This is a genomic window from Actinopolyspora mortivallis DSM 44261 (genome assembly GCF_000384035.1).
Taxonomy (GTDB): domain Bacteria; phylum Actinomycetota; class Actinomycetes; order Mycobacteriales; family Pseudonocardiaceae; genus Actinopolyspora; species Actinopolyspora mortivallis.
The window spans coordinates 2,986,417-3,011,984 of record NZ_KB913024.1; the positions used below are offsets into that span (position 1 = coordinate 2,986,417).

The following is a 25,568-nucleotide window of genomic DNA, read 5'->3' on the forward strand; positions in this document are numbered from 1 at the left end:
AGACCGGAGCACGGCTCACGCTTCGTCCGGCTTCCACGGCAGGACTCCCGCGGTGAGCACGGCGCGGAACTCCTCGGGCGGAACGGCCGGGGAGAACAGCCATCCCTGGTAACCGTCCACGCCGGTGCCGGTGAGCGTCTCGAACTGGGCGGAGTTCTCCACGCCCTCGGCCACGCACTCCCTGCCTATGGCCGCGGCCATGTCGACGACCGCCTTGGTCACGGCCAGATCACAACTGTTCGAATGAATTTCGGAAATGAACTGCCGATCGACCTTGATGATCTGCGCGGGCAGCTCCTTCAACCGCGCGAGCGAGGAGAATCCCGTACCGAAGTCGTCCACGGCGAACCGTGCCCCCAGGGCCACCAGCTCCCGCATGGCGTCCCTGGACCGGAAGGGGAGCTCGACCAGTGAGGTCTCCACCAGCTCCAGGACGAGCCGGTCCCAGTCGAGGCCCGAGGCGGCGACACAGTCAGTCACGTAGTCCACGAAACCGTGGTCCCCGGGGACCAGGGCCCCCAGGTTGACCGCCACCGACACCGGCCCCACGGGGCCACACGGCCAGTCCGCCGCCTCCCGCAGAGCGGTGCGCAGCACCCACCGGTCGATGTCCCGCAACAGCCCCGCCTGCTCCGCCACCGGCAGGAAGGCACCGGGGGAAAGCAACCCCCGCTCCGGATGCGGCCAGCGCAGCAGGGCCTCGGCACTGACGATCTTTCCGGCGGAGTTCACCACGGGCTGGTAGTGCAGACTCAGCTGGTCCCCGTCCAGGGCCTCCCTCAGCTGGCCCTCCATCCGCAACTGACTGTCGGCCGAGGCCATCAGCGCGGGACCGGCCAACGACACCCGCCCGGGGCCGCTGCGTTTGGCCTCGAACATCGCCGCGTCGGCGAAACGGAGCAGATCGTCGCCGTCGGTCGCCTCGTCACTCGGTACGGCGGCACCGACGGAGGCCGAGAGCCGCACCAGCTGTCCGCGCAGGGGCACGGCGGTCCCCAGCAGACCGGACACCCGGGTGGCCAGCGCGTCCGTACCGCCGACCCGGTCCACGTCGACACAGAGCACCACGAACTCGTCCCCCGAGATGCGCGCGGCCACGCACCCCGGCGGAAGACCGTCCTCCAGCCTGCGGGCCAAGGCGACGAGAAGCTCGTCACCGGCGTCGTGCCCGAGAGCGTCGTTGATGCGTTTGAAGTTGTCCAGGTCGCAGAACAGCACGGCCGTGCTCCCGGGGTTCCGCCCGGCGAGCATCCCGGCCAGCATCTCCTTGACGGCGGTCCGGTTCGGCAGCCCCGTGAGCTCGTCGTGGGTGGCCTGGAAACGCAACGCCTCCGCGTTGCGTCTGCGTTCGGTGACGTCCTGGAACACCACCAGCCAGAACCTGGTTCCGTCGTCCTGCACCGAGGGGACACTGCGCAGTTCGCAGTAAACCGGCTGCCCGTCGGAACGGACCAACATCCGCTGCTGCGGAGAGTTCCCGTGCCCGCGCCGTCGACCGGAGGACTCCGTGTCGGTCAGGTCGATCGCCCGGTCATCGGGGTGGGTGATCCCCACCGCGCTCGTGCCACGCAGCTGCTCCAGACGGTAGCCGAGCAGCTCGCACAGCGCGTCGTTGGCGTCGACCAGTCGTTGGCTCTCGTCGAACAGCCCGATCCCGATCGGAGTGACGTCGACCAGGTCGGTGAACCGCTGACTGGACCTCTCCATCCTGCGCACGGCCGTCCGTTGTTCGGTGACGTCCTGTGCGGTGCCGACCATGAGGGTCCGCCCCGATTCGTCGCTGGAGACCCCGCCGTGGCAGAGCAGAACACGCAGCGCACCGTCCGGACGGATGTAGCGGTGTTCGACCTCCAGGGGGACGTGCTCGTCCACGAGTCGCTTCCAACAGGCCCGCACCCGCGCCCGGTCCTCCGGGTGAATGCGGTCCAGGTAGTACTCGAAGGTGGTCTCGGTGCTCGGCGGGGTGCCGGTGATCTCGAAGAGTATTTCCGAGAGCCGGGTGCTGTTGGTGCGGGGATCCCACTCCCAGGTACCGATGCGGGCGGCGCGTTGCGCGCTCTGCAATTTGTGCCGTTCGGCGGCCAACATCCCCGCGGTCGGAGTCACCAGGTCGGACACGTCGACCAGCAGGGTGACGGTCAGCAGCGGGTTCTCCCGGTGCGACCAACTCAGCACCCGAAACCACGACCGCCCGTCCCCGTTCCGGGGGCGAGCGAACTCCCCCTCCACCCGCAGCAGCTCGGTGAGCTCCCGTCCCAGCAGCTCCTCCTCGGAACCCGTGCCGAGCGATCTCGCCGCCTGTTCGGTCGCGCGAATGACCAGGCCCTCGGAGGTGCTGAGTAAGGCGGGGGCGTCCGGCAGGGACTCCACGGCCACCCGGGAGTCGGCGACTCCCGGTCCGATCACCTCGGCACTGTCCACCGAGGGCAGCCCCTCACGCACCCACCGGGTTCGCCTGCTGCGTTCGGTCAAGGGCCAACCTCCGCATCACCGCTTCGCGCGCCGTGCACACTGGCTGGGATCCGGATTGTGGTAGACACCACACCTCGTTCTTCCAACCATACCGGCATTCGAGTGAAAAATTCAGCCACAACGTCGAGAAGTGACCGAACACTTCTCAAGGTGGGACGCACAACGGCCGAAAATGTGATGCCGTGCCGGACAAGTCACACCGCTCTCGCCGTGTTCGACGGAATCGGGCGGTGTTTCCGGCGGACGGACGCGGAGAGAGTCACGGAGGTCGACGTCGGCGGCTCTTCCGCACCGGAGGAGGCCGGGCACCGGGCGGACGTGGCGGGCGGGAGAGTCCCGCCGTTCCTTCCGGCGCCCCGGCACTCACCCCGCTCGGGGCGGGCACGCCCCCGGGAAGGCGGGGTTCACGTGCCCGTCGCTCCGGCGGGTCAGGCGGTGGCCACCCCGTCACGACGGGCGGCCTCGGCGACGGCGGCGGTGACCTCGGGAGCCACCCGGGGGTCGAGTGGGCTGGGCACGATGTAGTCGGCGGACAGCGCCTCGGCCGCCACCTCGGCGATGGCCTCGGCGGCGGCGACCTTCATCCGGTCGCTGATCATGCGCGCCCCGGCCTGTAGGGCTCCCCGGAATATTCCGGGGAAGGCCAGCACGTTGTTGATCTGGTTCGGGAAGTCGCTGCGGCCGGTCGCCACCACGGCGGCGTGGGCGGCGGCCGTGTCCGGGTGGATCTCCGGATCGGGGTTGGACAGCGCGAACACGATCGCGTCCTCGGCCATGGTGGCCACGTGTTCGGCGGGGATGGTTCCGGCGGAGACCCCGATCAGCACGTCGGCACCACGCAGCGCCTCCGCCAGACCCCCGGTGATCCCTCGGGGGTTCGTACGCCGGGCCAGTTCCTCCTTGATCGGGGTGAGGTTGTCCCGGCCCGCGTGGATGACCCCACGGGAGTCGGCCACGACCACCTCGCCGACCCCGGCGGCTTCGAGGATCTCCGCGCAGGCCACTCCGGCGGCACCGGCGCCGGAGATCACCACCCGCAGCGAGCCGAACTCGCGGCCGGACAACTGGCAGGCGTTGCGCAACGCAGCGAGGGTCACCACCGCCGTGCCGTGCTGGTCGTCGTGCATGACCGGGCAGTCCAGCGCCTCGATCAGCCGGCGTTCGAGGTCGAAGCACCGGGGCGCCGCGACGTCCTCCAGGTTGACCGCCCCGAACGAGGGACGCAGACGCACCAGCGTCTCGACGATCTCGTCGTTGTCCGTGGTGTCCAGCACCAGGGGGAAGGAGTCCAGGTCCGCGAAGGACTTGAACAGGGCGGCCTTGCCCTCCATGACGGGCAGCGAGGCCCGGGGGCCGATGTCGCCGAGTCCCAGCACGGCGGTGCCGTCGCTGACCACGGCCACGAGTTGACTGGTCCAGGTGTAGCGCGCGGCCAGGGTCTCGTCGGCGGAAATGGCTCGGCTGACCTGGGCCACACCGGGGGTGTAGGCGATCGAGAGGTCACGGGGGGTCGTCAGCGCGGTCGACGGCGCGACGGAAAGCTTGCCGCCCTCGTGGGCACCGAAGATCTCCTCGGTGGTGAGTTCAGCGTTGACCGCCGATGGGGGCGTCTCCGCCGAATCGGACGTGTTCTCTTGGTCACTAACGGTGGTCACGGCGTCCCTCCTGTTGCCTTGACCTGGCCGACGGGAAAGGAGCTTTCCGGTCGGCGGACGGGCGACGCCATACCGGAGAAGCTGGTGCCTCCGGGAGGCGTCTAGGGGTGACCGAGACTGACTGCCCGGATCGGGCAGCGGCTCGGCGGACGCTGCGGTCCGACAAGTCTGCCAGGCCACCCCGCGGCTGTCTGCGACTGGTGTCACAGCTCACCAGTATCTTCAACAAAATGTCAATATATTCTCCGCGGATCCGGACACGGTGGGCCGCTTGGGGAACACCCACAGCAGCCGATCCTCTCCTCGAGGCAGCCGCCGCCGCACCACGCGAGGCCGCCGCGTGCGTCGTCAGCCGACCACCCGGCGGGGCTACCGAGAGACTCCTTAGGCTTACCCTCGTGCGAGTACGTCACACCGACATCAACGGGGCCCTGGAGTTCACCCCTCCGGTCTTTCCCGACCAGCGCGGACTGTTCGTCGCCCCCTTCCAACAGGCCCCCTTCGTCGAGGCCACCGGGCATCCCATGCCGCTGGCGCAGGTCAACAACAGCGTCTCCCGCCGGGGAGTGATCCGCGGGGTCCACTTCGCCGACGTCCCCCCCGGACAGGCCAAGTACGTCTACTGCGCACGGGGGAGCCTGCTGGACGTGGTCGTCGACGTGCGTGAGGGTTCCCCCACCTTCGGACGGTGGGAGGCGGTGCGGCTGGACGCCGAGCGTTACAACGCCGTCTACCTCGCCGAAGGGCTCGGTCACGCTTTCGCGGCACTGACCGAGGAGACCGTGATGATCTACCTGTGCTCGACCCCCTACAACCCTCCGGCCGAGCACGCGGTCAACCCGCTGGACCCCGAGCTGGGCCTGCCCTGGGGGGAACTGGACACCTCCCCGATCCTGTCCGACAAGGACCGCGAGGCCCCCGGACTGGCCGAGGCGGCAGCCGCCGGAGCGCTTCCCTCCTATCAGGACTGTCTGGACCAGTACGAGCGGAGACGCTCCCTCGGTTGAGCACGACCGCCCCTCACCGGCGGATCCCCAGGTCGGCGGCCAACACGTGCTCCACGTTGCGTTCGGCCAACGCGGTGATGGTGACGAAGGGATTCACTCCCACCGCCCCGGGGATCAGCGAACCGTCCGTCACGTACAGACCGGGATAACCACGAACCCGGCCGTAGTCGTCGGTGGCGGCACCGAGTACACACCCACCCAGTGGGTGATAGGTGAAACGGTTCTCGAACGCTCTGGTGTCCCCGAACAGATCCCGCCGGTAGATCGTCCCGTTGGCTCGGTTGACCGGGTCGAACGTGGCCCTGGCCGCCACCACCGACGGTTCCCCCTGTTCGGGGTTCCATCGCAGCCGGGCGGAGTCACTGGCGGGGTCGAACACGAAACGACCACGTTCCGGATTCTCGGTGATCGCCAGGTGCAGGCTGACGAAGGTCTCGACTCCCGCCGGCAGCGGGACGCTCTCGGCGAACACCGGCCCGTGCGGGTTGTCCCGGTCGTCGATGCCCACCACCGGAATCGTGGACTGCCACGCCCCGGTCGGATCCCAGAGCGGGTTGGACCGCCCGAACATCACGTTCCCGTTGGTCCCCCAGCCGTGGCCGAGGTGTTCGCTCAACTCGGGAAGCAACCCGGTCTCCCGGGAGCGCAACAACAACTCGGTCGTCCCGTTGCTGCCCGCTCCGAGGAAAAGCCACCGACATCCCACCTCCCGGGTGTCCAGCACGGTGCCGGACTCGTCGATCCGCCGCACCGAGACCACGAAGGTGCCGTCCCGTTCTCGACGTATCGAACTCACCCGGCGCAGGCTCTCGATGCGCACGTTGCCGGTTCCCACCGCGTCGGCCAGATAGGTCCGATCGAGACTGCGTTTGCCGTGGTTGTTTCCGTAGATGACCTCGGCGGCCAGCGCCGAACGCGGTGCCTCGCCCTCGGCCTCGCGCCGCATGTGGGCGAAGTCGTAGACGTTGGGCACGAGCACCGAGTCCAGTCCGGCCCGGGCCGCGTGCCTGCGGGCCACCCTGGCGTAGCGGTACCACTCGGTGTGTTCGAACCACGCCGGTGAGATCTCGTTGACCCCGAGCTGTCGGCGGGCTCGGGGGAAGTAGCGCTCGTACATGCTCTCGGGGGACACGGCGGGTAGCGCCCGGCGCAGGGCGCGTCGCTGTGGCACCACGGCCATGCCCCCGTTCACCAGGGAACCGCCACCGACTCCTCGCCCCTGGTAGATGGCCATGTTGGGGTGTTCGACCCGGTCGAGCACGCCGGTGAAGCGTTCGATGTCGCGGTTGACCACGTCCAGCCACAGGAACGTGCCCAGCGGGGCCTGGGTTCGGGTCCGCAACCAGGTGGAACGGCGGTCCGGATCGATCACGGAGCAGAAGACCTCACCGTCGGGCCCTGGCTCGTTCCACAGTTTCCCCTCCTCCAACACCAGCGTACGGAGGCCGGCCTCGCCGAGTCGTAGGGCACTCACCGCACCGCCGTAGCCGCTTCCCACCACGAGAGCGGGCACGAAGGAGGGCAATGAATCCGAATCCTGTTCGGACCCGAGGGCTATCCGTTCGAGGCCGAGAGCGGCGGCGGACTGCACGGCGGCCAACCCCAGGAAACGTCTCCGCGAAAGATCCGAGTTGATCACTCCGATCATCCTGGGAGGCCCCGGAGGCCCGGACCAGGAGTTCACGTCAAATACACGACATGGTGTGACACCACGGAAAAACGAACACTCAACGTATTCGACCGGGACGAGGGGTGAGTCGCCACCGCAGCACCCCCAGCACCTCGGCGGGACCGAGCTGCCGGGAGTCCGTGGACGCCTCGGGGTGGTCACCGGTCACGAACCAACCACCGTCCTGACGGCACACGGCTCGCTTGACCGAGAGCTGTTCCGGACGCGAGGGCCAGCGCACCAACACCACGTCCCCCGGAGCCGGCTCGGCGCGGAGCCTGAGCACGACCACGTCCCCGTCCCGCAGTGTGGGCGCCATCGAGGGCCCACGCACGCGCAGCCTGCGCCACCGCAACCGGCCGAGGGAACTCACACCCACCTCCGTAAGACAAAGCCGATCCTAACGGAGTAGGGTCGGCCCTGTCGGAGCATTCACTGTCACTGTCAGGGAGGAAGTATGCGATTGCTGTCGCGACTTCTCGGTCCTCGTCTGGAGGCCACCGCGCACTGTGACCTGCCGTGCGGCGTGTACGACCCGGCTCAGGCCCGGATCGAGGCCGAATCGGTCAAGGCCATCCAGGAGAAGTACCAGAACAACGAGGACCCCGAGTTCCGCACTCGCGCGATCAACATCGCCGAGCAGCGTTCGGAGCTGGTCAAGCACCACCTCTGGGTACTGTGGACCGACTACTTCAAGGCCCACCACTTCGAGAAGTACCCGCAGCTGCACGAGCTGGTGAACAAGGCGACCAAGGCAGCCGGTGCCGCCGGTACCAAGGGCTCGATGGACCCGTCCACCGGCCAGGAGCTGCTGGACTACATCGCCGAGATCGACAAGATCTTCTGGGAAACCAAGAAGGGCTGAAGCCGTAGCCTTCTTCACGGCGCTGACCGGCGAAAACACCACTTCGTCGGTCAGCGCCGTTTCATGTCGACCGGCTCCTACGGACTGTGGACGGCCGACGGCACACAGAGGACCACACTGACGGAAGAGGGAAGTTGGGGGCCGATCGGCCCGGACTCAGGACCGTCGAACTCCCCAAAAGGAGGGATCGTCAAAAGAGAACCGCCAACACGCCCCGCGAGAAAACATGCCGGCAATGATTTGACTTTTCGGTTATTCACCGTCACCGCACGTCGGACCGCCCGCTTTACGCCGCACGAGTTCTACCAGACTAGCCACGAGAAGGGCTGTTGTCAGTATGACCAGAATCCATCTAATAGGTTCCGGCAAGAGCGAACTCGCCCCCGAGGTCACGTTCACTATCAGCGTGAAGTCGACCAGAAGAAGAAGTATGGAACCAGCCACCAGGAACTTGGACGATATCTGCGTCACAGCGACCTCACAGTACTAGCTCTCACCAAGAGGCAACAGAGCCACCGTTCTCATCCTGACATGATCTCGGAACACCACCTCCAGACATCCCGTAGGCAGCCAGAGCCGAATGAGCGTCATCCGTTTCTCGTTGTTGTTCGCGACGAACGAGAAAACCGAGTGTTTGTCGAACAGCACAATCCGTTCACATTCATCCGGACCGGTTGACTTGTAGCACCGCTTCGGATGGAAGCCGCACTCAGAGGGCCTGAGAGGGCGCGTGACGTCGTGCACCAGCCAGGGTTCTCTCCTTTCCACCCCGAGCGGCACTCTCGCCCGGCGGGAGATGCGGCGCCTCGCTCCCCTCCGGGGATCCCCAGGCCGTGTCCTCTCCGGGCTCGGCGCACGAACACTTATTTAGGTGTACTATGCAACATAAGGAGGTCGACAGCACCCCCGGCCAGGAACCGCGTGCACAGACCAGGGAGCCGCCCCATGAGCGCCCGGGAGGAACCGGAACTCACCCGACGCATCGAACAGGCCATCACCCGACCCGCCACCGACGACGCCTTCGACGTGGACACCGCGTTCGCGGAAGTGCTCGCCGAGCTCGGGATGACCCCGCAGGACACCGGGGGCAGGGTCACCTTCCACGGAGCCGACCCCGTCGTGCCGAGCACCCTGCGGCTGGGAGCGGCCGCCGGCATCGCCCTGGCGGCCAAGTCCGCCGCCGTGGCCACACTGTGGCGGTGGCGCGGCGGACCGGGTCAGGACATCTCCGTCGACCTGCGCAGCGCGCCCCACCGACTGTGCCCGTTCTACGACCGCCGCTGGGAACTGCTGAACGGTTACCCACCGGCCACCACCAGCAACGTCAACCAGGCGTTCAACTTCTCCTTCTACCCCACCTCCGACTCCCGCTGGGTGATGCCGTTGAACCCCTACCCCGGGATCAAGGTGGCCGCCCAGAAGCTGTTGGACGTCCCCGACGACCCGGACGCCGTGGCGCGGGCGGTGTCCCGGTGGCGCTCCTGGGACCTGGAGCGGGCCGGGGCCGAGGCCGGGGTCGTGATGCCCGTGCTGCGCTCGCCCGAGGAGATCCTCGCCGAACCCCAGTACCGGGACCACCTCGCCCACATGCCACTGGTCCGGGTCGACAGAATCGGAGACAGCCCCGCCGAACCGCTCCCCTCGGACGGCGAACAACCCTTGAGCGGCATCAGAGCCCTGGGAATGGGACACGTGATCGCCGGAGCCGGAGTCGGTCGCGCCCTGGCGCTGCACGGCGCCGACACGTTGAACATCTGGCGCCCCGGTGAACACGAGCACGACACCACCTACGCCACCGCCAATGTCGGTGTCCGCTCCGCCACGGTCGACCCGCGTTCCCCCGAAGGGGCCTGCCGGTTGCGGGAACTGCTGGGCGAGGCGGACGTCTTCTACGCCAACCGGCGCCCCGGCTACCTGCACGAGATCGGATTCGACGCGGAGCAGGCCGCCGCCGTGCGACCGGGGATCGTGCACGCCACCACCACCCTCAACGGCCCCACCGGCCCGTGGGCCGACCGGGTGGGTTTCGACCAGACCGCGGGCAGCCTGGCCGGGATGATGCACCTGGAGGGCGACGGCCAACGGCCGGCCCTTCCCCCGATCATGGTGGTCAACGACTACATCGTCTCCTGGCTGTTGGCCGCGGGCGTCGGGCGGGCACTGGCCAGACGGGCCGTCGAGGGCGGCAGCTACCGGGTGCACGTCTCGCTGACCCGAGCGGCGCTGTGGATCCTCAGCCTCGGAATCTTCGACAGGGACTACGCCCACCGGGTGGCGGGCACCGGAACACGTCACGCCTACCTCGACCCGGAGACCTTCACGGACGAGACTCCCCTGGGGACCTACCAGGGTGTCACCGACCAGGTGCGCATGTCGGCCACCCCGGGCCGGTACCCCTTCACCCTCGTTCCACGCGGTTCGTGCCGACCGGAGTGGACGCCGCGCTGAACTCCCTCCCACTCCGGCACGGGCAGCGCGGGGACTCGTTGCCGAACCACTCGACGCCGTCTTCCGGACGAACGAGCGCCCCTGCCCGTGTCCCACGGAAACTCGAACGAACGGCCCACGGTTGACGGATTCCGTCCGGTGGGAAAAAGGATAATCTGGCCGGGCCAACCGGAACGCAGCACGACGCGAGGTGTCGGCATGCCCACTCGGCCGATCAGCAGGTACTTCAACCACGGACTGACGTTCCGCTGGGCCCAGGGAGACCGCGAGATCGCCGTGAAACGCGGTTACGTCGTGGAGGGCAACCCGTTCATCGAGGTGACCAGGCCCAAGCACTTCGCGATATCCGACCGCCCCTCCGAGGACCCGGCCCGGGACCGGGAAACCTGGGTGGCGGCGATCCCCGCCAACCCCTCGGACTGGGACAAGCCCGGGGCGCTGGCACGCATCGCCGAGAACTGGGCCGCCGCCAACCCCCGGAGTCTTCCCGGCGACCCCCGTGGCGAGAACGGGTCGGGTCGTCCCCGGTGATCCCAGCCACTCGGACTCCGTCGGACGGAGACCGACATGCACTCACCGTGTTTCGCGCTCCCCCCGCGCGGCCGTCACGGAACCCGTCCACCAGTTCCTGCCGGCACGGTTGAACAGACACCACAGCACGAACACGGCGGGCACCGCGAACGCGAACGCCACCAGCGGGCTGTCCGAGGGGCCCATCGCGTACCAGGAGACCCCGAGCAGCAACAACTGCAGCAGCAGTACCGGTGTGCGTGCCCAGTGCTTGCTCCGCAGCAGGCCGATCCCCGCGGCCAGCACACCGAGGGAGATGATCCCGAAGTAACCGGCCTCACCGTACGTGGAACTCCGGCTGAGCGAACCGGCCGAGCCCAGGTCGAGCTGGCTGGCGCGGATCAGCAGAGCCACGACGAAAACCAAGCCGGCCAGTGCCTGCAGCACGGTCACCGCACCGGCGAGGCGGACTGTACGGGGGGCTGTCGCTGCCGACACGAGGAGCCTCTTTCCTGGCTGAACACGCCACTGGTCACGGTACGTACCCGTCGCCGATGGTAATACCGCCCGATTGCCGCATGACCGCCGCCGGAACCGGGGAGCATCCTGCGGACAGGATCGGTGCCCACCGGGCGGGTTTTCGGGGTGTTTGCCCGTCCGGCAACGGAGCCGATCCCCGAAGCGTGTCGGAGCACGCCGAGGGGTGGGTGACCCCGGGGAGGGTACGGCGAGGAGGTGGCGGCGCGGGAGCCCCCGAGGATCACCCCGGTCGAGTGAACGGACGGGGACGGTGTGGCTAGGCTTCGGGTGTGCGCGCTGTTCTCGTGGTGAACCCGGAGGCGACCTCCACCAGTCCGGCGGGCAGGGACGTGCTGTCCCACGCCCTGGCGGGGGCGGTCAAGCTGGAGCTGGTCGAAACCCGTTACCGCGGCCACGCGGCGGACACCGGAGCACGTGCCACTGTCGAAGGACACGACCTGGTGGTGGTACACGGCGGGGACGGGACCGTGAACGAGGTCGTCAACGGGATGCTGCGCACCGAGGTGAGCACGGGCGCGCGACGGCCGAGCCTGGCCGTGATCCCCGGAGGCTCGGCCAACGTCTTCGCGGGGGCGCTCGGGATACCGCGGACGCCGATCGAAGCCACCCACCACCTCCTGCGGGCCCTCGAACGGGAAAGCGGGCGCTGGATCGGGCTCGGCAGAGCCAACGGGCGCTGGTTCACCTTCAACGCCGGAGTGGGCATCGACGCCGACGTGGTCGCCGAGGTCGAACGACAACGCGAACGGGGGCGCAGGGTCACTCCCTGGCTCTACGCCAGGGTCGCCCTGGGCTGTTACCTGCGCGGTATTCACCGACGACCACTACTGACCGTGCACCCCGACACCGAAGATCCCGTTTCCGGGGTACACGCCGTCATGATCTCCAACGCGGACCCATGGACCTACCTCGGCTCCAGGCCGGTGCACACCAACCCCGAAACCAGCTTCGATTCGGGTATCGGCGTCTTCGCCCTCCGCAGCATGCTTCCTCACTACGTGTCACGACATGTAGCGCAAATGCTCCGCGATAGAGCTAAACCACACGGAAAAACTCTTTTCAGGCGTGCGAACCTCGGCACCCTACGAGTAGTCTGTCAGGAGCCGTTGCGAGTACAGATCGACGGCGACTCCCTCGGAGAGCTCTCGGTGATCGATTTCGAGTCGGTGCCGAACGCTCTGCACGTCGTCGGGTAATTCGCACGGACCCGCCATCCGGACCGGGCGCACCACTCCGTTCCGGTGGCCCCAACCCCAGGTCAAGGCCTGTCGATCTTCCGGGTGACTTCACTCACTCGGTTCTGATCGACCCCTTGACATTACGCGAGTTCGTGAAAGTATTCACAAGCGCACGGACTCCGTGAAAGTATTCACAAACACCCCGTACCAACGATCGGCACGCTTCGTCGTGCCTAGCGAGGAGCAAGGACGATGGACTGGCGCCACCGCGCGGTTTGCCGCGACGAGGACCCCGAACTCTTCTTCCCGGTCGGGAACAGCGGTCCAGCCCTGCTGCAGATCGCCGAGGCCAAGGCGGTCTGCCGCCGCTGCCCGGTGACCTCCGAGTGCCTCGCCTGGGCGCTGGAAACCGGGCAGGACGCCGGCGTATGGGGCGGCATGAGCGAGGACGAGCGTCGTGCCCTCAAGCGGCGCAACGCACGGACCCGCGCCCGGACCAACGCCTGAGGTGTCGAATCGACCGTCCTGAACGGACTCCGCACTGACGGGCGGGCAGGCCCGACGGAATCCCGGGACGACGAGTCGGACACCCGGAACGAACCGGACAACCACAACACCCGTTCCGGTCGATCCGCGTCGATGTCGGTCGCGAGCGCGGGAACGCGCTCCAACAGGGGGGCCGACAGGATCGACCCACGCACACCCTATCCCGTGTGCGAACACCATCGACGCACCCGGCGGTCACCGGACTCAGCGGCGGTGCTTCAGCGGTACCCGCAACACCGCTTCGGTACCCCGCTGATCACGACCGCGCAAACTCAACGAGCCCCGGAGCTCCGACTCCACCAGGGTTCGCACGATCTGCAGGCCGAGACGTTCGGCGTGTTCGAGGGAGAAGTCCGTCGGCAGACCACGTCCGTCGTCGGAGATCACCACATCCAGCCAACGCGCCGAACGCTCCGCCCGCACCACCACCTCCCCGCCCCGGTCCTCCGGAAAGGCGTGTTCCAGAGCGTTCTGCACCAGCTCGGTCAGCACCATCACCAACGGGGTGGCGAGTTCGGCGGCAACCACCCCGAACCTGCCCTCCCTGCGCACGGTCACACCGGGTCCGACACTGGTCAGATCGCTCATCATCGGAATGACCCGGTCCACGACGTCGTCCAGATCCACCCGCTCGTCGACGGACATGGACAACGTCTCGTGCACCAGGGCGATCGAGGTCACCCTGCGCACGGACTCGTCCAGTGCCTGCCTGGCGGCGCCGTTGCCGGTACGTCGGGACTGCAACCGCAACAGGGCCGCCACCGTCTGCAGGTTGTTCTTCACCCGGTGGTGGATCTCCCGGATCGTGGCGTCCTTGGACATCAGGGCCCGGTCCCGGCGCTTGACCTCGGTCACGTCCCGGACCAGCACCAACGCCCCCGCGGCCTGACCACGCGGCTGCAACGGCAGAGCCCGGAACAACACTGTGGCCCCTTGGGCCTCCGCCTCGATACGCATCCCCGGCTGCCCGTCCAGCGCCTGCCGGATCCGCTGGGAGACCTCGTCGGCGTCGAAGGGATCGGACAGCAGTGACCGTGTCAACGGGGCCAACGGTCCCCCCACGAGATCGGCCGCGTGCCCCATCCTGTGGTAGGCGGACAACGCGTTCGGACTGGCGAAAACCACCGTGCCCGCACTGTCCAACCGAATCAGCCCGTCCCCCACCCGGGGGCTGGTGTGCACGTCGGGGGCTGGTTCGGCCGTGGGGAAACTGCCGTCGGCGATCATCTGGCACAGATCGGCCGCACTGCCCAGATACGAGATCTCCAACGGGCTCGGCACCCTGGGAACCGCCAGATTGGTGTCCCGGCTCAGCACCGCGACCACGCTCTCCCCCAGCCGGACGGGGATCGTCTCCCTGCGCACGGGCACCCCCATGTGCCAGCGGGGATCCTCCTCCCGGCAGATCCGCCGCTCCCGCGCCGCCCGCTGCAACTGGGGATGCTCCTGGGGAGTGACCTCGGTGCCCACCATGTCCTCGGGGTGGGCGGTGGGAGCCGTCGTGGGCCGGGCCTGGGCCACGCAGAGGAAACGATCGTCGGCGACTCCCTCAGCGCCGACCGGCACCCAGAGCAGGAAGTCGGCAAAGGACAGGTCCGACAACAACTGCCACTCGGCGACGACCAGTTGGAGATGGTCCGCCACCGAACCGGGCAGGCCCGTGTGTTCGGCGAGCAGATCACTGAGCGTGGACACGAGAGGCCCCTACACCCTTCCCACGAGCCGTTGGAGATCTCCGGTCACGAGCCGCCCCGCACTTCGGTTTCCGGGACCACACCAGGACACCCGGGTCCGGAGGACTTCACTCCCGCTCCGAGGTCGCCTTCTCCGCATCGAGTTCCTCGACCACGGCCAGCAGGTCCCCCTCATGGACCACGTCGCCAGGTCGCACGGCCACCCGGTCCACACGACCCGAGCCTTCGAGCAGTACCGGAATCTCCATCTTCATCGACTCCAGCACCACCAGCGAGTCACCGTCCGAGACCCGGTCACCGACGTTCACGTCGACGGACATGACGTTGGCCACCAGCTCGGCACGGACCTCCTGCGCCATCAGCTACCGCTTCCCTTCTCACTCCGGCCGGGTCAACCCTGCTCACCAGGAAACCATGTCGGCAACCGCCCACGAACAGCAGGTCACCGAACATGTCAGACTGGAGGGGTTCGAACTCGAGTCGGATGAGGAGTGCCCTATGGCCAAGCGGGCCCGCAAGAAGAAGGCCGCGCGCAAGAACAACGCCAACCACGGCAAGCGTCCCCTGCGCGGCAAGTGACGCCCCCGCGCGGAACGGGTGGCGCGGTGGCACCGGCGCCGCTCGTTCCGCGCCGGTCCCGACCGTGGTGGGACAGGGTTCACTCCGTGGTGGGGTGCTGCTTCTCCCGCACCTCCACCGAGGTGCCCTCCGGGCCCCGTTCGACCGTCACGTCGGCCTGACGAAGAACGCTCTGCCGGATAGAACTGCGCAGCCGGTCCCGCAGCTCGGCCGGAGCGTGCTCCCCACCACACTTGCGGTGCAACAGCTCCTTGAGGTGTTCCTCGATCCCGTAGTGCTCCAGACAGGAACCACACTCGTCGAGATGTCTGCGCAGGACCGCCCGGCGCTCCTGGTCACACTCGTTGTCCAAAAACAGCCAGACCTCGGCGAGCACGTCCGCACAGGAGGTTTGCGCATGGTCCTCGTGGCTCACGACGCGCTCACCTCCTGACCCCGCGTACGGAGGAAACCACGTTCACGCGCCACATCGGTCAGCATCTCCCGTAGCTGCCTGCGTCCACGATGCAACCGCGACATCACGGTGCCGATGGGGGTGTCCATGATCTCGGCGATCTCCTTGTAGGCGAACCCCTCGACGTCGGCCAGGTAGACCACCATGCGGAACTCCTCGGCCAACTGCTGCAACGCGTTCTTGACGTCGGTGTCCGGCAGTCGGTCCAGAGCCTCCAGCTCCGCCGAGCGCAGTCCGCTGGACGTGTGACTCTCCGCCTGGGCCAACTGCCAGTCGGCGATCTCGTCGGTCGGCTGCTGCTGCGGCTGCCGTTGTCTCTTGCGGTAGCCGTTGATGTAGGTGTTGGTCAGAATGCGGTACAGCCAGGCCTTGAGGTTGGTTCCCCTGGTGTAGGACTTGAACGCCGAGTACGCCTTGAGGTAGGTCTCCTGGACGAGGTCCTCGGCATCGGCCGAATTGCGCGTCATGCGCAACGCGGCGCCGTAGAGCTGGTCCAGCAACGGCATCGCGTCCCGCTCGAACCGCGCGACACGTTCCTCGGCGGTCTCCGCGTCCTCGGGTTCCGTGGCCGCGGACTCCGCGTTCGGCTGAACGGCCCGCTCCGGCTGCTCCTCGCCGGTGTCCTCCGGCCGCGCGTTCTCGGCAGTGTCCGCCTGCCCCCTGCTACCAGGCACCGGGCTCCCTTCCCGCCACCAGCTCGACAACGGTGATGGTGACGACCCCATGCCCTCGACGACATGAGTACTCTCCCAGGATACCCCGGTGCGCTCCCGACTACGCCTCGACGAGTCCCGTGCCGTGGGTGGGGACACGCACTCCTTGAGGCTGGGTTGCTGCTCGCACACGGCCGTGCCGCTTCGCTCCGTCAACACGTCCCGTTCAACAGGACCCCCCGGACCGTTATTCCCCGGTCTCCGATCCACGAGGTAACGCCCGCCAGCCCCGGTGCGAGAGGCGGCGACCTCAGTCGATCAGCCGCAACACGCGTCCCAGCCACTCGGCCACGGCCCTGGACACCGCGCTCGTGTCCGCCCGGAGCGCGTGATCGCCGGGCACGAGCACGACCTCGCGGTTGCTGGCCGGGGAGGGCTCGCCGAACGGGTCACGGTCTCCCTGCACCACCAGTGTGGGCACCTCCACGGCATCGAGTTCGGCACCGCGGTCCCTGTCCGGCCTGCCCGGGGGGTGTAGCGGAAAGGCCAGGCACACCACGGCGGAGGCGCCGCCCTCCTCCGCGGTGCGACAGGCCACCCGGGCACCCGAGGAACGCCCACCGAAGATCAACGGAAGTTCGGGGAACCACCGTTGCCCCAGATCCTCGACCACGGACAACCACGCCGCGTCGAGCTGCCGGGCCGGAGCCGGGGCGCGTCGTCCCGCCACGCGGTAGGGCTGTTCGACGAGGGCGACGTGCACCCCGGCGGCGGTGGCCGTGCGCGTGGCGCAGATCAGGTCCTCGGCCCCGAAACCACCCCCTGCCCCGTGACCGAGCAACAGCGCGGCACGTCCCTCGGAGGCGCTGTGCAGCTCCGCCCGAGCGGTGCCGTGGGGAGTTTCCACCTCTACCCTGGTCATGATTCGAACAGTGTGTTCTCCGTCTCGGGGACCGACTCGGTCAACTCCGGCCCGTTGTTGGACACATTGTTGACCGCCCGGGACACCGGACGCAGCGTGAAACCGGCGACGAATCCGGGATCGGGGGGAGCCAGCAGCTCCTCGACACTCTCGGTGTCCGGGTCCAACCACCGCCCCCAGAGATCACGGGGCAGCACCAGCGGCATCCGTTCGTGGATCTCGGCCAACTCGCCCACCGCGTCGGTGGTCAGCACGGCGCAGCTCACCAGCGGTGTCCCTCGCGGGTCGGAGGGATCCCGCCAGGTGGCCCATATTCCCGCCATGCCCAGGCTCGATCCGTCCCCCGCACCCGCGAAGTACGGCTGCTTGGGACTACCGGTGCCCTTCCACTCGTACCAACCGTCGGCGGGAAGCAGGCAACGGTAGTGCCGCACGGCCCCCCGGAAAGCCGGTTTGGTGGACACCGTCTCCGACCTGGCGTTGATCATTCGGTTTCCCACCGAGGGATCCTTGGCCCACTTCGGAACCAGCCCCCACCGCATCACCCGCACGCTGCGCTCGGAGAACTCGGAGGTCACGTTGCCCTCCTCATCCTTCGGATACCGCTGCACGACGGCGCAGACCGACTTGGTGGGCGCGATGTTGTAGTCGGGGCCCGGGGCCTTCTCACCGGTGGCGTCCCTGGCCCCGAACTCGGTGGCCAGTTCCTCGGCGGTCTTCGACAAGACGTATCTGCCGCACATCGTCGGCGCACCTCCCGGACTCGTCGTGCACCGCGGGCCGCCGGCTCCCGACCCGACGCGCCGACCGTATGCCGCCGCTTCCGTCCCCGCAGTTCCGGGGAGCACTCCCGCTGCCGGCAGGGCAACGATAACGCACCCACACCCGGATTCCGAGCCCGCTATGAGCGACCATGACCCTATGACCACTCCCTGGCTCGCTCCCGTGGCCCCCGGGGCGGTGCACGCCACCGTCGAGGTCCCCGGCTCGAAATCGATCACCAACCGGGCTCTGGTCCTGGCATGTCTGGCGTCGGCGCCCTCCGTGCTGCGGGCTCCGTTACGCAGCAGGGACACCATCCTCATGGCCGAGGCCCTCCGCTGTCTCGGAGCGGAGGTCTCCGACGGCCCCGACGGGGAATGGCTGGTGACCCCGCGAGCACCCCGTGGACCGGCCACGGTCGACTGCGGTCTCGCCGGAACGGTGCTGCGCTTCCTGCCCCCGCTGGCCTGCCTGGCCGAGGGGGAGATCACCTTCGACGGGGATCCCCGGGCCCGGGAACGGCCCCTGCACCAGGTGCTCGACGCCCTCCGGACGCTGGGCGGCGAGATCGACGGGAACTCACTGCCGTTCACCGTCCACGGAGGCGGCGGGCTCGCGGGTGGAGAGGTCACCATCGACGCCTCGGCGTCCTCCCAGTTCGTGTCTGGGTTGCTGCTCTCGGCTCCGGCCTTCCGGAACGGGGTGACCGTACGCCACGAGGGAGCCGCCATGCCCTCACTGCCCCACGTCGCCATGACGGTGCGGATGCTGCGTGAGCACGGGGTGCGGGTGGACGACTCCCAGCCGGACACCTGGAGCGTCCTTCCCGGGGAGGTGCGGCCACTGGAGATGACCGTGGAACCGGACCTGTCCAACGCCGCTCCGTTCCTCGCCGCCGCGGCGATCACCGGCGGTCGGGTGACCGTGCCGGGGTGGCCCACCGAAACCACCCAGGCCGGGGACGCCATGCGGGGCATACTCGCCCGTATGGGAGCCGAGATCCTGCTGGACGAACGTGGTCTGACCGTGACGGGACCGCACACCCTGTCGCCCGTCGATCTGGACCTGCACGAGGTCGGCGAACTGACTCCCACGGTGGCCGCGCTCGCCGCGCTGGCCGACGGGACGTCCAGACTGCGCGGCATCGCCCACCTGCGCGGCCACGAAACCGACCGGCTCGCCGCTCTGTGCCGGGAGCTCGGCAACATCGGGGTGCGGGCCGAGGAAACGGAGGACGGGCTGGTCATCACCCCCGGAGAACCGCACGGGGGACAGTGGCGGGCCTACGCCGACCACCGCATGGCCACCGCCGGGGCGGTGCTGGGGCTGCGTGTTCCCGACGTGACCGTCGACGACATCGCCACCACGAGCAAAACCCTTCCCGACTTCCCCCGGATGTGGTCCCGGATGCTGGAGACGGTGCGCTGATGGCCCAACGAGGATGGCGCGATCTGGACGAGTCCGACGTCAAAGTGCGTCCCGGGCGGCGCAACAGCAGGCCGCGCAGCAAGCAACGCCCCGCCCACCGGGACGCCGTGGTCGGCATGGTGATCGCCGTGGACCGGGGCAGGTGGACCTGCGCGGTCGACGGGAATCCCGACCACCAGGTGGTGGCCATGCGCGCCCGGGAACTCGGTCGTACGCCGATCGTGGTGGGTGACCGGGTGTGGTTGGTCGGGGACACCTCGGGGGAGCCGGACACCCTGGCCCGGATAGTGCGGGTGGACGAACGCGAGAGCGTGCTGCGCCGCACCGCGGACGACACCGACCCGTACGAAAGGGTCGTGGTGGCCAACGCCGAGCAGCTCGTCATCGTGAGTTCTCTCGCCGACCCACCACCCCGCCCCGGGTTCGTCGACCGGTGCCTGGTCGCCGCCTACGCAGGAGGGCTCACCCCCGTGCTGTGCCTGACCAAGGCGGACCTGGCCGACCCCACCGAGTGGGCGGACGGTTACGCGGGTTTCGACATGAGCGTGCTCACCACGCGGCCGGACACAGAGCCGGAGGAACTCCGCGCGGTACTGAGGGGCAGGCTGTCGGCTCTCGTCGGGCACTCCGGGGTGGGCAAGTCCACCCTGGTCAACCGTCTGGTTCCCCGGGCCCGTCGCACCACCGCCGAGGTCAGCGAGACGGGCAAGGGCCGACACACCTCCACCTCGGCCGTGGCCATGCCCCTGCCGGACGAGGCAGGGGGATGGGTGGTGGACACACCGGGCATCCGCTCGTTCGGACTGGCGCACATAACGACCGGGGACCTGGTGAACGCCTTCGAGGACCTCGCGGAAACCGCCGAGGAGTGTCCTCCGAACTGTGGCCACCTCGGCGCTCCCGAGGATCCGGAGTGCAGGCTGGACGAGTTCGCCGCCCGTGAGGGGCACCACCGGCAACTGTCCTCACTACGGAGACTGCTGCGTTCGCGCACCGGCCGTGACGAGTGAATCAATTCGATAAATCGGTTTCCTTCGGGACTTCCCGTGTTGCTACGGTCCCACGTCGGTCGGAAACAACCGAGGAAGGAAACGATGCGAAGACTGTCCGCGGCAATGGCTGCCGTCGCCGTCACGGGCCTGGTGGGGGCCTGCGGAACACAATCCCCCTCCGACGGGAACGAGCCCTCGGAGGAGCCGTCCGAGATCACCCCCGTTGCCAGTGTCTCCGAACTGAAGAAAACGGCCAACGCGGCCATGGACAAGGCGCAGACCGTGCGGATCGAGACCAACACGCTCGGTGCCCCTCCCGACTACCAAGGCATGCTTCCGAACCTCGACTGTGCGCTCGACTTCGCCGAATCACTCCAGCGGTGCTCGGGGATGGTCGAGTTCGCTGCCGACTCGGAGGGATTCTACCTCGAATCCGGAGAAACCGGCCCCGAGGCGAAGAAGTGGATCAAGGTCCCGTCCGGCAAGAGCGACGTCTTCCGTGAGATGTTCGGCAGTCCCGAGCAGTACACCGATCTCGGAGAACTCCTTCCCGAGGGATCCCGCATCGAGGGGAGCGAGCGAGTCGAGCTGGACGGGAAGAAGGCCCTGCGCTACGACGTCATCGTCGACCTGGAAAAACACCTCCAGAACAAGGCCGAAGAGAACGGAGTGGAAGTAGGCCCGGAGAGAAGGGAAAGAATAAAGAAGCTCAAAGAGGCGAACAAGGAAGACTTGGACTACACGATGTGGGTCGACTCCTCGGGACGTCCCCTGAAAGTGATCGTCGACGCTCCGGAACCAGAAGAATTCAAGAATGACCTCCGGGTCGAAGCCCTCTACAGCTGGGACGAGCAGCCAGAGATAAAGCTTCCTCCCGATGAGGACACTCGCGAACTCACCCCTTCGGAAGCCGAGGAGCTGAAGCAGGTCATGCTCAGCCAGCAGGGCCAGAACTGACCTCCGCACGCCCCGGCAGGAAAGCGTGCCAGCGGGATTCCACGGAATCCCCCATCGAGGCGGTGACGTGGCCGCCTTCCGACGGGCCGTCGCCGAACACGTGGCGACGGCCCGCACGGGAAGTACGAGCGACACGGCCCGTCGAATCCCGCTTTCCCCGTGCGATTCCTCACAGGACAACGCCCGATCGATCCGGGAAGTTGCCCCCAGGCAACGAAGTGCTCTGTTAGCTTGATCCTGGTTCAGACCTGATCGACACGAGGGGAGCACAACTGTGCGCCGCACGATGATGACGCTGTCAGCGCTGGCTCTGGTGAGCACGTTAGGAGCCTGCGGCAGCCCGTCACAGTCCGCCTCCGAGAACGGCGACAACGCCCAGCAGTCCGGGGAGAACGCCCAGTTCCGCGACGTCACGAAACTGGCGTCCCAGGCGTCGAGCACCATGGACGCCAAGGAGACGGTGCGGATGACCATCGAGGTCGACGGCGGAGCACTCCAGGGTTCCCCGCTCGCCAAGACCCAGAACCAGAGCTGCCAGGTGGACATCACCAACAAACGCATAGCCTGTGAGGGCGCCACCTCGACCGTCATGACCGAGGACGCCATCTACTCCAAGATCCCCGAAATGGGAAGCGCGGAAAAGCCCTGGACGAAAATCAGCATGAATTCCTCCGACTCCGGAGGAATGAACCAGATGGGGCGGTTCAAGCAGTTCTCCGACATCGACTCCATGCTTCCCCCGGGCTCGGAGATCACCGGAGAGTCCGCCGAGAAGGTCAACGGTAAGCAGACCACCAAGTACGAGGTCGTCACCGACCCGAACAAGGTGGTCGAGCAGGCCGACGGTGACATCGCGAGCAAGTACGGAATGCTCGCCGAGAACATGGACGGTGAAATCCGGACCACCCTGTGGGTGGACTCCGAGGAGCTTCCCGCGAAGGTGGAGACGGTGAGCCCTCCCATGACGATGATGGGACAGGAGATCCCCGAAACCACCACCACGGTGACCTACTCCGACTGGGGCGCTCCGGTGGACATCACCGTTCCTCCCGAGAGCAAGGTCAACGAATTCTGACTCGTTGCTCGCCGAAAACGGCTTCCCTCGGCTGCGGCCGAGGGAAGCCGTCCGTGGAAAGTCTTCCGGAACAGCGGGACACACGGCTTCGCCGTCCGGGGACTACATCAGCTCCAGCATGAAGGGAACCTCCTGCGGAGCGAACCAGGCCAGCTCGTGGTCCTCGGCGTCACCCAGCGCCAACTCGGCCTTCTCGTCCCCCAGATCGGCCGCGTCTATCACGGCAGCAGCCTGGCGCACGTCCTGTTCGGCTTCGGTGGTGTCCACGTGCACAGCGGCCACCTTCTTCCACGGGACCGGCCCGGACACCCGCACCACGGCGTGATCCAGATCGGGTCGTAGGGTCACGTCCTTGACGTCGGCGGAAACCACCACCCGGCGTGGCTGCTCCTCTCCGGTGTCGCCCTCCTGACCGGAAAGCAGTCGCAACGAGGCCCGTGCCGCCTCGCGCATGGCCGCGTACTCCAGCTCCTCGGCGTCCCCGCTCGAATAGGCTTCGCGCAGCGCCGGAGTCAGTGCGAAAGCCGTTCCGCTCAGCGGTTGCAGTTGTTGCTGTTCGAAGAAGTCCCGCAGCATGCCCAGCGTGGCGGGTATGTAGATCCTCATCGTCCGACCGTCCCGATCATCTCTTCCACCGATTCCTCGATCATCGCAGCGAGGACGTTCACATCCGGCACGGCCACCCGATCAGCGTTGAGCCCGATGAACACGCCCCCGTTGTACGAGGTGATCCCTATCGCCAGGGACTGATTCCTCATCAGGGGTACCACCGGGAATATCTCCTCCATGAGTGCCCCCGCCCCGTACAGCGGAACCTGTGGTCCGGCGGCGTTGGTCACCAGCAGGTTGAACAGCCGGTCGGACAACCCACCGGCCACGCGCGCCCCGAGCGCGTGCAACGTGGGAGGGGCGAATCCGGACAGCCTGAGCAGGGCCTGAACGGTCACCGGCTGGCCCGTGTCCTGACGGGCACGCATCGCGTACCCCACCTGGTGCAGCCGCACGAGCGGATCGGGTTCGCCCACCGGAAGATCCACCAGGCAGGCCGCCACCCGGTCGAAGGCTCTCCGGGTCTTCCCCGATTCTCCGCTCTCCGACGTCCCCTCATCGACCGGAACCGGAACAAGCGCACGAACCGTGGTCCGGGCTGTGACCGCCTCACCCCGCCAGAGCAGCCAGGTGCGCAGCGCCCCGGCCAACGTCGTCAGGATCACGCCGTTGACCGTTCCCCCGTGTCTGTGGTGCACAGCCCGAAAGTCCTCCAGACGTCCTCGTGCGACCGCGAAACACCGGTGTGCGGAGGTGGGGGCGTTCAGGACACCCGAGGACGAGGTGGTCAACGCGGCTGCCAGGGTCGAACAAACCCCGCCGAGGACTCCGGTCATCCGCCGCAGGGCCACCCGCGCCCCCGTCGCCGCCGTCCGGAGGTTCTCGGTTAACTCACCCGGTTGGCTGAGCACTTCTTCCACCGCGGACGCGGCGAGACCGGCGAAGCCCGGCACCGGGGCGGGACTCCACCGGTCCTCCCTCCGGACGAGGCTGCGCTCCGGAGTGGTGTCCAGGATCAGCTGCCCCAGGTCCAGGGCACCGACCCCGTCGATCATCGCCTGATGCGTCTTGGTGATCACGGCGACTCTCCCCCGGGAGAGTCCTTCGATCAGGTGGAGTTCCCACAACGGTCGAGTGGTGTCCAGCTTTCGGGACATCAACCGCTGGGTGAGCTCGTACAGCTGCTCGTCCTCCCCCGGTTCCGGCAACGCCGAACGACGAACGTGGTAACGGATGTCGAAATCCGGATCGTCCACCCAGACGGGCCGTCCCATAAAACCCGGAAGTCGTACGACTTTCTGCCTGTAACGAGGCGCGTCCCTCAACCCGCGCCGGACGACGGCGAGCACGTCGTCGTAGTCGAGTCCGTGCGCGGGCCGTTCGAACACCGCCACCCCACCCACATGCATGGGGGTCGTGTGATCCTCCATGTGGAGGAACGAAGCATCGAGCGCGGAAAGTCGGTCGACCATGGCGGTGATCCTGGCACACGCGCACAGGCCCGCGAAGAGGAAAACCCGGCGTGGGATACTGGGCAGCGAACGTTCGACGTGTCAGGCGGGTTCCGCGCGAGAACGCTTCCCGCCCCCGAAAGGAGTTTCGCCCGTTGTCGAAGCAGGTATCCCCGCGGGACCGTTTCATCACCATCTACGGGCGCAAACCCGTTCTCGAAGCGCTCGAGGACCTCGAACTCCGTGTGGACAAGGTGGTCCTCGCCGAGGGAGCACGTGGCGAGATCATCCACGAAATAACCGAGGCGGCGGCCGACCGAGCCGTCCCCGTGAAGCGGGCCAGCGCGCAGCGGGTGAAACTCCTCGCCGGAAACGGCAGGCACGATCAGGGCGTGGTGGCCGACGTGGTCGCCCGCGGGATGCGTCCGCTGGAGGACGCACTCGCCGATCCCGCCCGTGCTCCGCGGAGGATGCTGCTGCTGGACGGGCTGACCACACCCGCGAATGTGGGCATGGTGCTGCGCAGCGCGACCGCTGCCGGAATCGACGGGATAATACTGCCGCATCGAGGGGTCGCCAACCTGGATCCCCTCGTCGTCAAAGCCTCCGCCGGGGTGGCTTTTCACGCCCCGATTCTGCGTGCCCCCGACGCAGGCACCGCCGCGGAGTCGCTCATCGAAGCGGGCTATCCCCTGTACTCACTGGACTCGCACGGAGAACAGGAACTGTTCCGGGCAGAGTTCCCGGAAAGAGCCGTTTTCGTGCTCGGCAGTGAAACAGCGGGATTGTCCAGGACGGTTGCGGAGCTGATCGCCGAACGCATCAGAATCCCGATGTGCGCGGGATTGGAGTCGTTGAACGTGAGTGCCGCGGCCAGCGTGGTGTGCTATGAGCTGCTTCGGCGGGAGTACAGCCGGAACCACTGACAGCGAACAACGTGGTTCGATCGCGAAAAGCGGGCTGCTTCCGATGCTGGAGCTCTCCAGGAGGGCGGCTGGCATGAAAAATCCCCCCTCGTGTGTGGGGGGGTGGGTGTGGTGGGGGGTCGGCGGTGTCCGTGGTTCCCGCACTCGTGGGGGTGCAGTAGGTCGGGCGCTGGAGGGCTTAGCTGCCGGGTTCGGGATGGGTCCGGGCGTGTCCCGCTCCGCTGTGGCCACCGACC

The 25,568-nt window shown here is 67.7% G+C and carries 25 protein-coding genes and 1 rRNA gene; 12 read left to right on the forward strand and 14 right to left on the reverse strand.

The genetic code is table 11. The features are described from left to right. Positions 1 to 15 precede the first annotated feature (15 nt). Together ACTMO_RS0114065 and ACTMO_RS0114070 are read right to left on the reverse strand one after the other, a co-directional pair. On the reverse strand, positions 16 to 2,472 hold the full coding sequence (locus ACTMO_RS0114065; RefSeq protein ID WP_019855332.1) for a putative bifunctional diguanylate cyclase/phosphodiesterase: 2,457 nt from the start codon (positions 2,470 to 2,472) through the stop codon (positions 16 to 18). Between the two features lie 428 nt (positions 2,473 to 2,900). After that, positions 2,901 to 4,127, reverse strand: coding sequence for an NAD(P)-dependent malic enzyme (locus tag ACTMO_RS0114070; RefSeq protein WP_019855333.1), 1,227 nt, complete (start codon positions 4,125 to 4,127; stop codon positions 2,901 to 2,903). Between the two features lie 398 nt (positions 4,128 to 4,525). Between ACTMO_RS0114070 and ACTMO_RS0114075 the strand changes: the two genes are divergently transcribed. Beyond that, positions 4,526 to 5,134, forward strand: coding sequence for a dTDP-4-dehydrorhamnose 3,5-epimerase family protein (locus ACTMO_RS0114075; RefSeq protein ID WP_019855334.1), 609 nt, complete (start codon positions 4,526 to 4,528; stop codon positions 5,132 to 5,134). Between the two features lie 13 nt (positions 5,135 to 5,147). Here the strand turns inward: ACTMO_RS0114075 and ACTMO_RS0114080 are convergent, their stop codons facing one another. Together ACTMO_RS0114080 and sodX are read right to left on the reverse strand one after the other, a co-directional pair. Continuing rightward, positions 5,148 to 6,782 carry a GMC oxidoreductase gene (locus tag ACTMO_RS0114080; RefSeq protein WP_019855335.1) on the reverse strand — a complete coding sequence of 545 codons (1,635 nt, stop codon included), beginning with the start codon at positions 6,780 to 6,782 and terminating at the stop codon, positions 5,148 to 5,150. 79 nt (positions 6,783 to 6,861) lie between these two features. Next, positions 6,862 to 7,176 (reverse strand): nickel-type superoxide dismutase maturation protease, encoded by a 315-nt coding sequence (gene sodX / locus ACTMO_RS0114085; protein WP_019855336.1) that lies wholly within the window; start codon positions 7,174 to 7,176, stop codon positions 6,862 to 6,864. An 84-nt stretch (positions 7,177 to 7,260) separates the two neighbouring features. Between sodX and sodN the strand changes: the two genes are divergently transcribed. The 3 genes from sodN to ACTMO_RS0114105 all read left to right on the forward strand — a co-directional run bounded on the left by sodN (position 7,261) and on the right by ACTMO_RS0114105 (position 10,647). After that, positions 7,261 to 7,668, forward strand: a complete 408-nt coding sequence (gene sodN, locus ACTMO_RS0114090; RefSeq protein WP_019855337.1) for a superoxide dismutase, Ni — start codon at positions 7,261 to 7,263, stop codon at positions 7,666 to 7,668. 945 nt (positions 7,669 to 8,613) lie between these two features. Next, positions 8,614 to 10,116, forward strand: a complete 1,503-nt coding sequence (locus tag ACTMO_RS0114100) for a CoA transferase (RefSeq protein ID WP_019855339.1) — start codon at positions 8,614 to 8,616, stop codon at positions 10,114 to 10,116. A gap of 198 nt (positions 10,117 to 10,314) precedes the next feature. Beyond that, the gene (locus tag ACTMO_RS0114105; RefSeq protein WP_019855340.1) at positions 10,315 to 10,647 is read left to right on the forward strand and encodes a hypothetical protein; all 333 of its coding nucleotides are present in this window, start codon (positions 10,315 to 10,317) and stop codon (positions 10,645 to 10,647) included. Between the two features lie 42 nt (positions 10,648 to 10,689). Here ACTMO_RS0114105 and ACTMO_RS0114110 read toward each other — a convergent pair whose 3' ends face one another. Further along, the gene (locus ACTMO_RS0114110) at positions 10,690 to 11,124 is read right to left on the reverse strand and encodes a hypothetical protein (protein WP_026449238.1); all 435 of its coding nucleotides are present in this window, start codon (positions 11,122 to 11,124) and stop codon (positions 10,690 to 10,692) included. Positions 11,125 to 11,435: 311 nt separating this feature from the next. On the opposite strand from ACTMO_RS0114110, the gene ACTMO_RS0114115 reads away from it, so the two are divergent. Continuing rightward, the gene (locus ACTMO_RS0114115; RefSeq protein WP_026449239.1) at positions 11,436 to 12,362 is read left to right on the forward strand and encodes a diacylglycerol/lipid kinase family protein; all 927 of its coding nucleotides are present in this window, start codon (positions 11,436 to 11,438) and stop codon (positions 12,360 to 12,362) included. Positions 12,363 to 12,596: 234 nt separating this feature from the next. Further along, positions 12,597 to 12,851: a WhiB family transcriptional regulator gene (locus ACTMO_RS0114120; protein WP_019855343.1), complete on the forward strand. Its 255-nt coding sequence runs from the start codon at positions 12,597 to 12,599 to the stop codon at positions 12,849 to 12,851. A 243-nt stretch (positions 12,852 to 13,094) separates the two neighbouring features. Here ACTMO_RS0114120 and ACTMO_RS0114125 read toward each other — a convergent pair whose 3' ends face one another. Further along, positions 13,095 to 14,585, reverse strand: coding sequence for a sensor histidine kinase (locus ACTMO_RS0114125; RefSeq protein ID WP_019855344.1), 1,491 nt, complete (start codon positions 14,583 to 14,585; stop codon positions 13,095 to 13,097). A gap of 106 nt (positions 14,586 to 14,691) precedes the next feature. Beyond that, a complete protein-coding gene (locus tag ACTMO_RS0114130; protein WP_019855345.1) occupies positions 14,692 to 14,943 on the reverse strand; it encodes a biotin/lipoyl-binding carrier protein in 252 nt (83 codons plus the stop codon). Between the two features lie 55 nt (positions 14,944 to 14,998). On the opposite strand from ACTMO_RS0114130, the gene ACTMO_RS22995 reads away from it, so the two are divergent. Beyond that, the gene (locus ACTMO_RS22995; RefSeq protein WP_019855346.1) at positions 14,999 to 15,163 is read left to right on the forward strand and encodes a 50S ribosomal protein bL37; all 165 of its coding nucleotides are present in this window, start codon (positions 14,999 to 15,001) and stop codon (positions 15,161 to 15,163) included. A 79-nt stretch (positions 15,164 to 15,242) separates the two neighbouring features. Here ACTMO_RS22995 and rsrA read toward each other — a convergent pair whose 3' ends face one another. From rsrA to ACTMO_RS0114155, 4 genes are all read right to left on the reverse strand, one after another. Continuing rightward, positions 15,243 to 15,578, reverse strand: a complete 336-nt coding sequence (rsrA, locus tag ACTMO_RS0114140; protein ID WP_019855347.1) for a mycothiol system anti-sigma-R factor — start codon at positions 15,576 to 15,578, stop codon at positions 15,243 to 15,245. Continuing rightward, positions 15,575 to 16,291, reverse strand: a complete 717-nt coding sequence (locus ACTMO_RS0114145; protein ID WP_019855348.1) for a sigma-70 family RNA polymerase sigma factor — start codon at positions 16,289 to 16,291, stop codon at positions 15,575 to 15,577. Before ACTMO_RS0114145 ends, rsrA begins: the two co-directional genes overlap by 4 nt. A 289-nt stretch (positions 16,292 to 16,580) precedes the next feature. Continuing rightward, positions 16,581 to 17,192 (reverse strand): alpha/beta hydrolase family protein, encoded by a 612-nt coding sequence (locus ACTMO_RS21110; RefSeq protein WP_019855349.1) that lies wholly within the window; start codon positions 17,190 to 17,192, stop codon positions 16,581 to 16,583. Next, positions 17,189 to 17,935 carry an SOS response-associated peptidase gene (locus tag ACTMO_RS0114155; RefSeq protein WP_019855350.1) on the reverse strand — a complete coding sequence of 249 codons (747 nt, stop codon included), beginning with the start codon at positions 17,933 to 17,935 and terminating at the stop codon, positions 17,189 to 17,191. The genes ACTMO_RS21110 and ACTMO_RS0114155 overlap by 4 nt, the downstream gene beginning before the upstream one ends. A gap of 178 nt (positions 17,936 to 18,113) precedes the next feature. Between ACTMO_RS0114155 and aroA the strand changes: the two genes are divergently transcribed. The 4 genes from aroA (at position 18,114) to ACTMO_RS0114175 (ending at position 22,406) form a co-directional block, all read left to right on the forward strand. Beyond that, positions 18,114 to 19,382, forward strand: coding sequence for a 3-phosphoshikimate 1-carboxyvinyltransferase (aroA, locus tag ACTMO_RS0114160; RefSeq protein ID WP_019855351.1), 1,269 nt, complete (start codon positions 18,114 to 18,116; stop codon positions 19,380 to 19,382). Further along, positions 19,382 to 20,392: a ribosome small subunit-dependent GTPase A gene (gene rsgA / locus ACTMO_RS0114165; RefSeq protein WP_019855352.1), complete on the forward strand. Its 1,011-nt coding sequence runs from the start codon at positions 19,382 to 19,384 to the stop codon at positions 20,390 to 20,392. The genes aroA and rsgA overlap by 1 nt, the downstream gene beginning before the upstream one ends. Positions 20,393 to 20,476: 84 nt before the next feature. Further along, a complete protein-coding gene (locus ACTMO_RS0114170; protein ID WP_245556182.1) occupies positions 20,477 to 21,331 on the forward strand; it encodes a hypothetical protein in 855 nt (284 codons plus the stop codon). 274 nt (positions 21,332 to 21,605) lie between these two features. Beyond that, positions 21,606 to 22,406 (forward strand): SCO4651 family lipoprotein, encoded by an 801-nt coding sequence (locus ACTMO_RS0114175; RefSeq protein ID WP_019855354.1) that lies wholly within the window; start codon positions 21,606 to 21,608, stop codon positions 22,404 to 22,406. A 102-nt stretch (positions 22,407 to 22,508) separates the two neighbouring features. Here the strand turns inward: ACTMO_RS0114175 and ACTMO_RS0114180 are convergent, their stop codons facing one another. Further along, on the reverse strand, positions 22,509 to 23,012 hold the full coding sequence (locus ACTMO_RS0114180) for a DUF6912 family protein (protein ID WP_019855355.1): 504 nt from the start codon (positions 23,010 to 23,012) through the stop codon (positions 22,509 to 22,511). Further along, entirely contained in the window at positions 23,009 to 24,427 is a 1,419-nt protein-coding gene (locus tag ACTMO_RS0114185; RefSeq protein ID WP_026449240.1) for a WS/DGAT/MGAT family O-acyltransferase, read from the reverse strand. The genes ACTMO_RS0114180 and ACTMO_RS0114185 overlap by 4 nt, the downstream gene beginning before the upstream one ends. Before the next feature lie 134 nt (positions 24,428 to 24,561). Here ACTMO_RS0114185 and ACTMO_RS0114190 point away from each other — a divergent pair, with 134 nt between their 5' ends. Continuing rightward, the gene (locus ACTMO_RS0114190; RefSeq protein ID WP_019855357.1) at positions 24,562 to 25,332 is read left to right on the forward strand and encodes a TrmH family RNA methyltransferase; all 771 of its coding nucleotides are present in this window, start codon (positions 24,562 to 24,564) and stop codon (positions 25,330 to 25,332) included. A 117-nt stretch (positions 25,333 to 25,449) separates the two neighbouring features. On the opposite strand, the gene rrf is transcribed toward ACTMO_RS0114190, so the two are convergent. After that, positions 25,450 to 25,567 (reverse strand): 5S ribosomal RNA (rrf, locus tag ACTMO_RS0114195). Between the last annotated feature and the right edge of the window lies 1 nt (position 25,568).

Excerpts from the sequence above, each read along its gene's own strand:
- ACTMO_RS0114080 (WP_019855335.1), bottom strand. The coding sequence starts at position 6,782 with ATGATCGGAGTGATCAACTCGGATCTTTCGCGGAGACGTTTCCTGGGG.
- sodN (WP_019855337.1), top strand. The coding sequence starts at position 7,261 with ATGCGATTGCTGTCGCGACTTCTCGGTCCTCGTCTGGAGGCCACCGCG.
- ACTMO_RS0114100 (WP_019855339.1), top strand. The coding sequence starts at position 8,614 with ATGAGCGCCCGGGAGGAACCGGAACTCACCCGACGCATCGAACAGGCC.
- ACTMO_RS0114105 (WP_019855340.1), top strand. The coding sequence starts at position 10,315 with ATGCCCACTCGGCCGATCAGCAGGTACTTCAACCACGGACTGACGTTC.
- ACTMO_RS0114120 (WP_019855343.1), top strand. The coding sequence starts at position 12,597 with ATGGACTGGCGCCACCGCGCGGTTTGCCGCGACGAGGACCCCGAACTC.
- ACTMO_RS0114130 (WP_019855345.1), bottom strand. The coding sequence starts at position 14,943 with ATGGCGCAGGAGGTCCGTGCCGAGCTGGTGGCCAACGTCATGTCCGTC.
- ACTMO_RS22995 (WP_019855346.1), top strand. The coding sequence starts at position 14,999 with ATGTCGGCAACCGCCCACGAACAGCAGGTCACCGAACATGTCAGACTG.
- ACTMO_RS21110 (WP_019855349.1), bottom strand. The coding sequence starts at position 17,192 with ATGACCAGGGTAGAGGTGGAAACTCCCCACGGCACCGCTCGGGCGGAG.
- ACTMO_RS0114155 (WP_019855350.1), bottom strand. The coding sequence starts at position 17,935 with ATGTGCGGCAGATACGTCTTGTCGAAGACCGCCGAGGAACTGGCCACC.
- aroA (WP_019855351.1), top strand. The coding sequence starts at position 18,114 with ATGACCACTCCCTGGCTCGCTCCCGTGGCCCCCGGGGCGGTGCACGCC.
- rsgA (WP_019855352.1), top strand. The coding sequence starts at position 19,382 with ATGGCCCAACGAGGATGGCGCGATCTGGACGAGTCCGACGTCAAAGTG.
- ACTMO_RS0114170 (WP_245556182.1), top strand. The coding sequence starts at position 20,477 with ATGCGAAGACTGTCCGCGGCAATGGCTGCCGTCGCCGTCACGGGCCTG.
- ACTMO_RS0114180 (WP_019855355.1), bottom strand. The coding sequence starts at position 23,012 with ATGAGGATCTACATACCCGCCACGCTGGGCATGCTGCGGGACTTCTTC.
- ACTMO_RS0114185 (WP_026449240.1), bottom strand. The coding sequence starts at position 24,427 with ATGGTCGACCGACTTTCCGCGCTCGATGCTTCGTTCCTCCACATGGAG.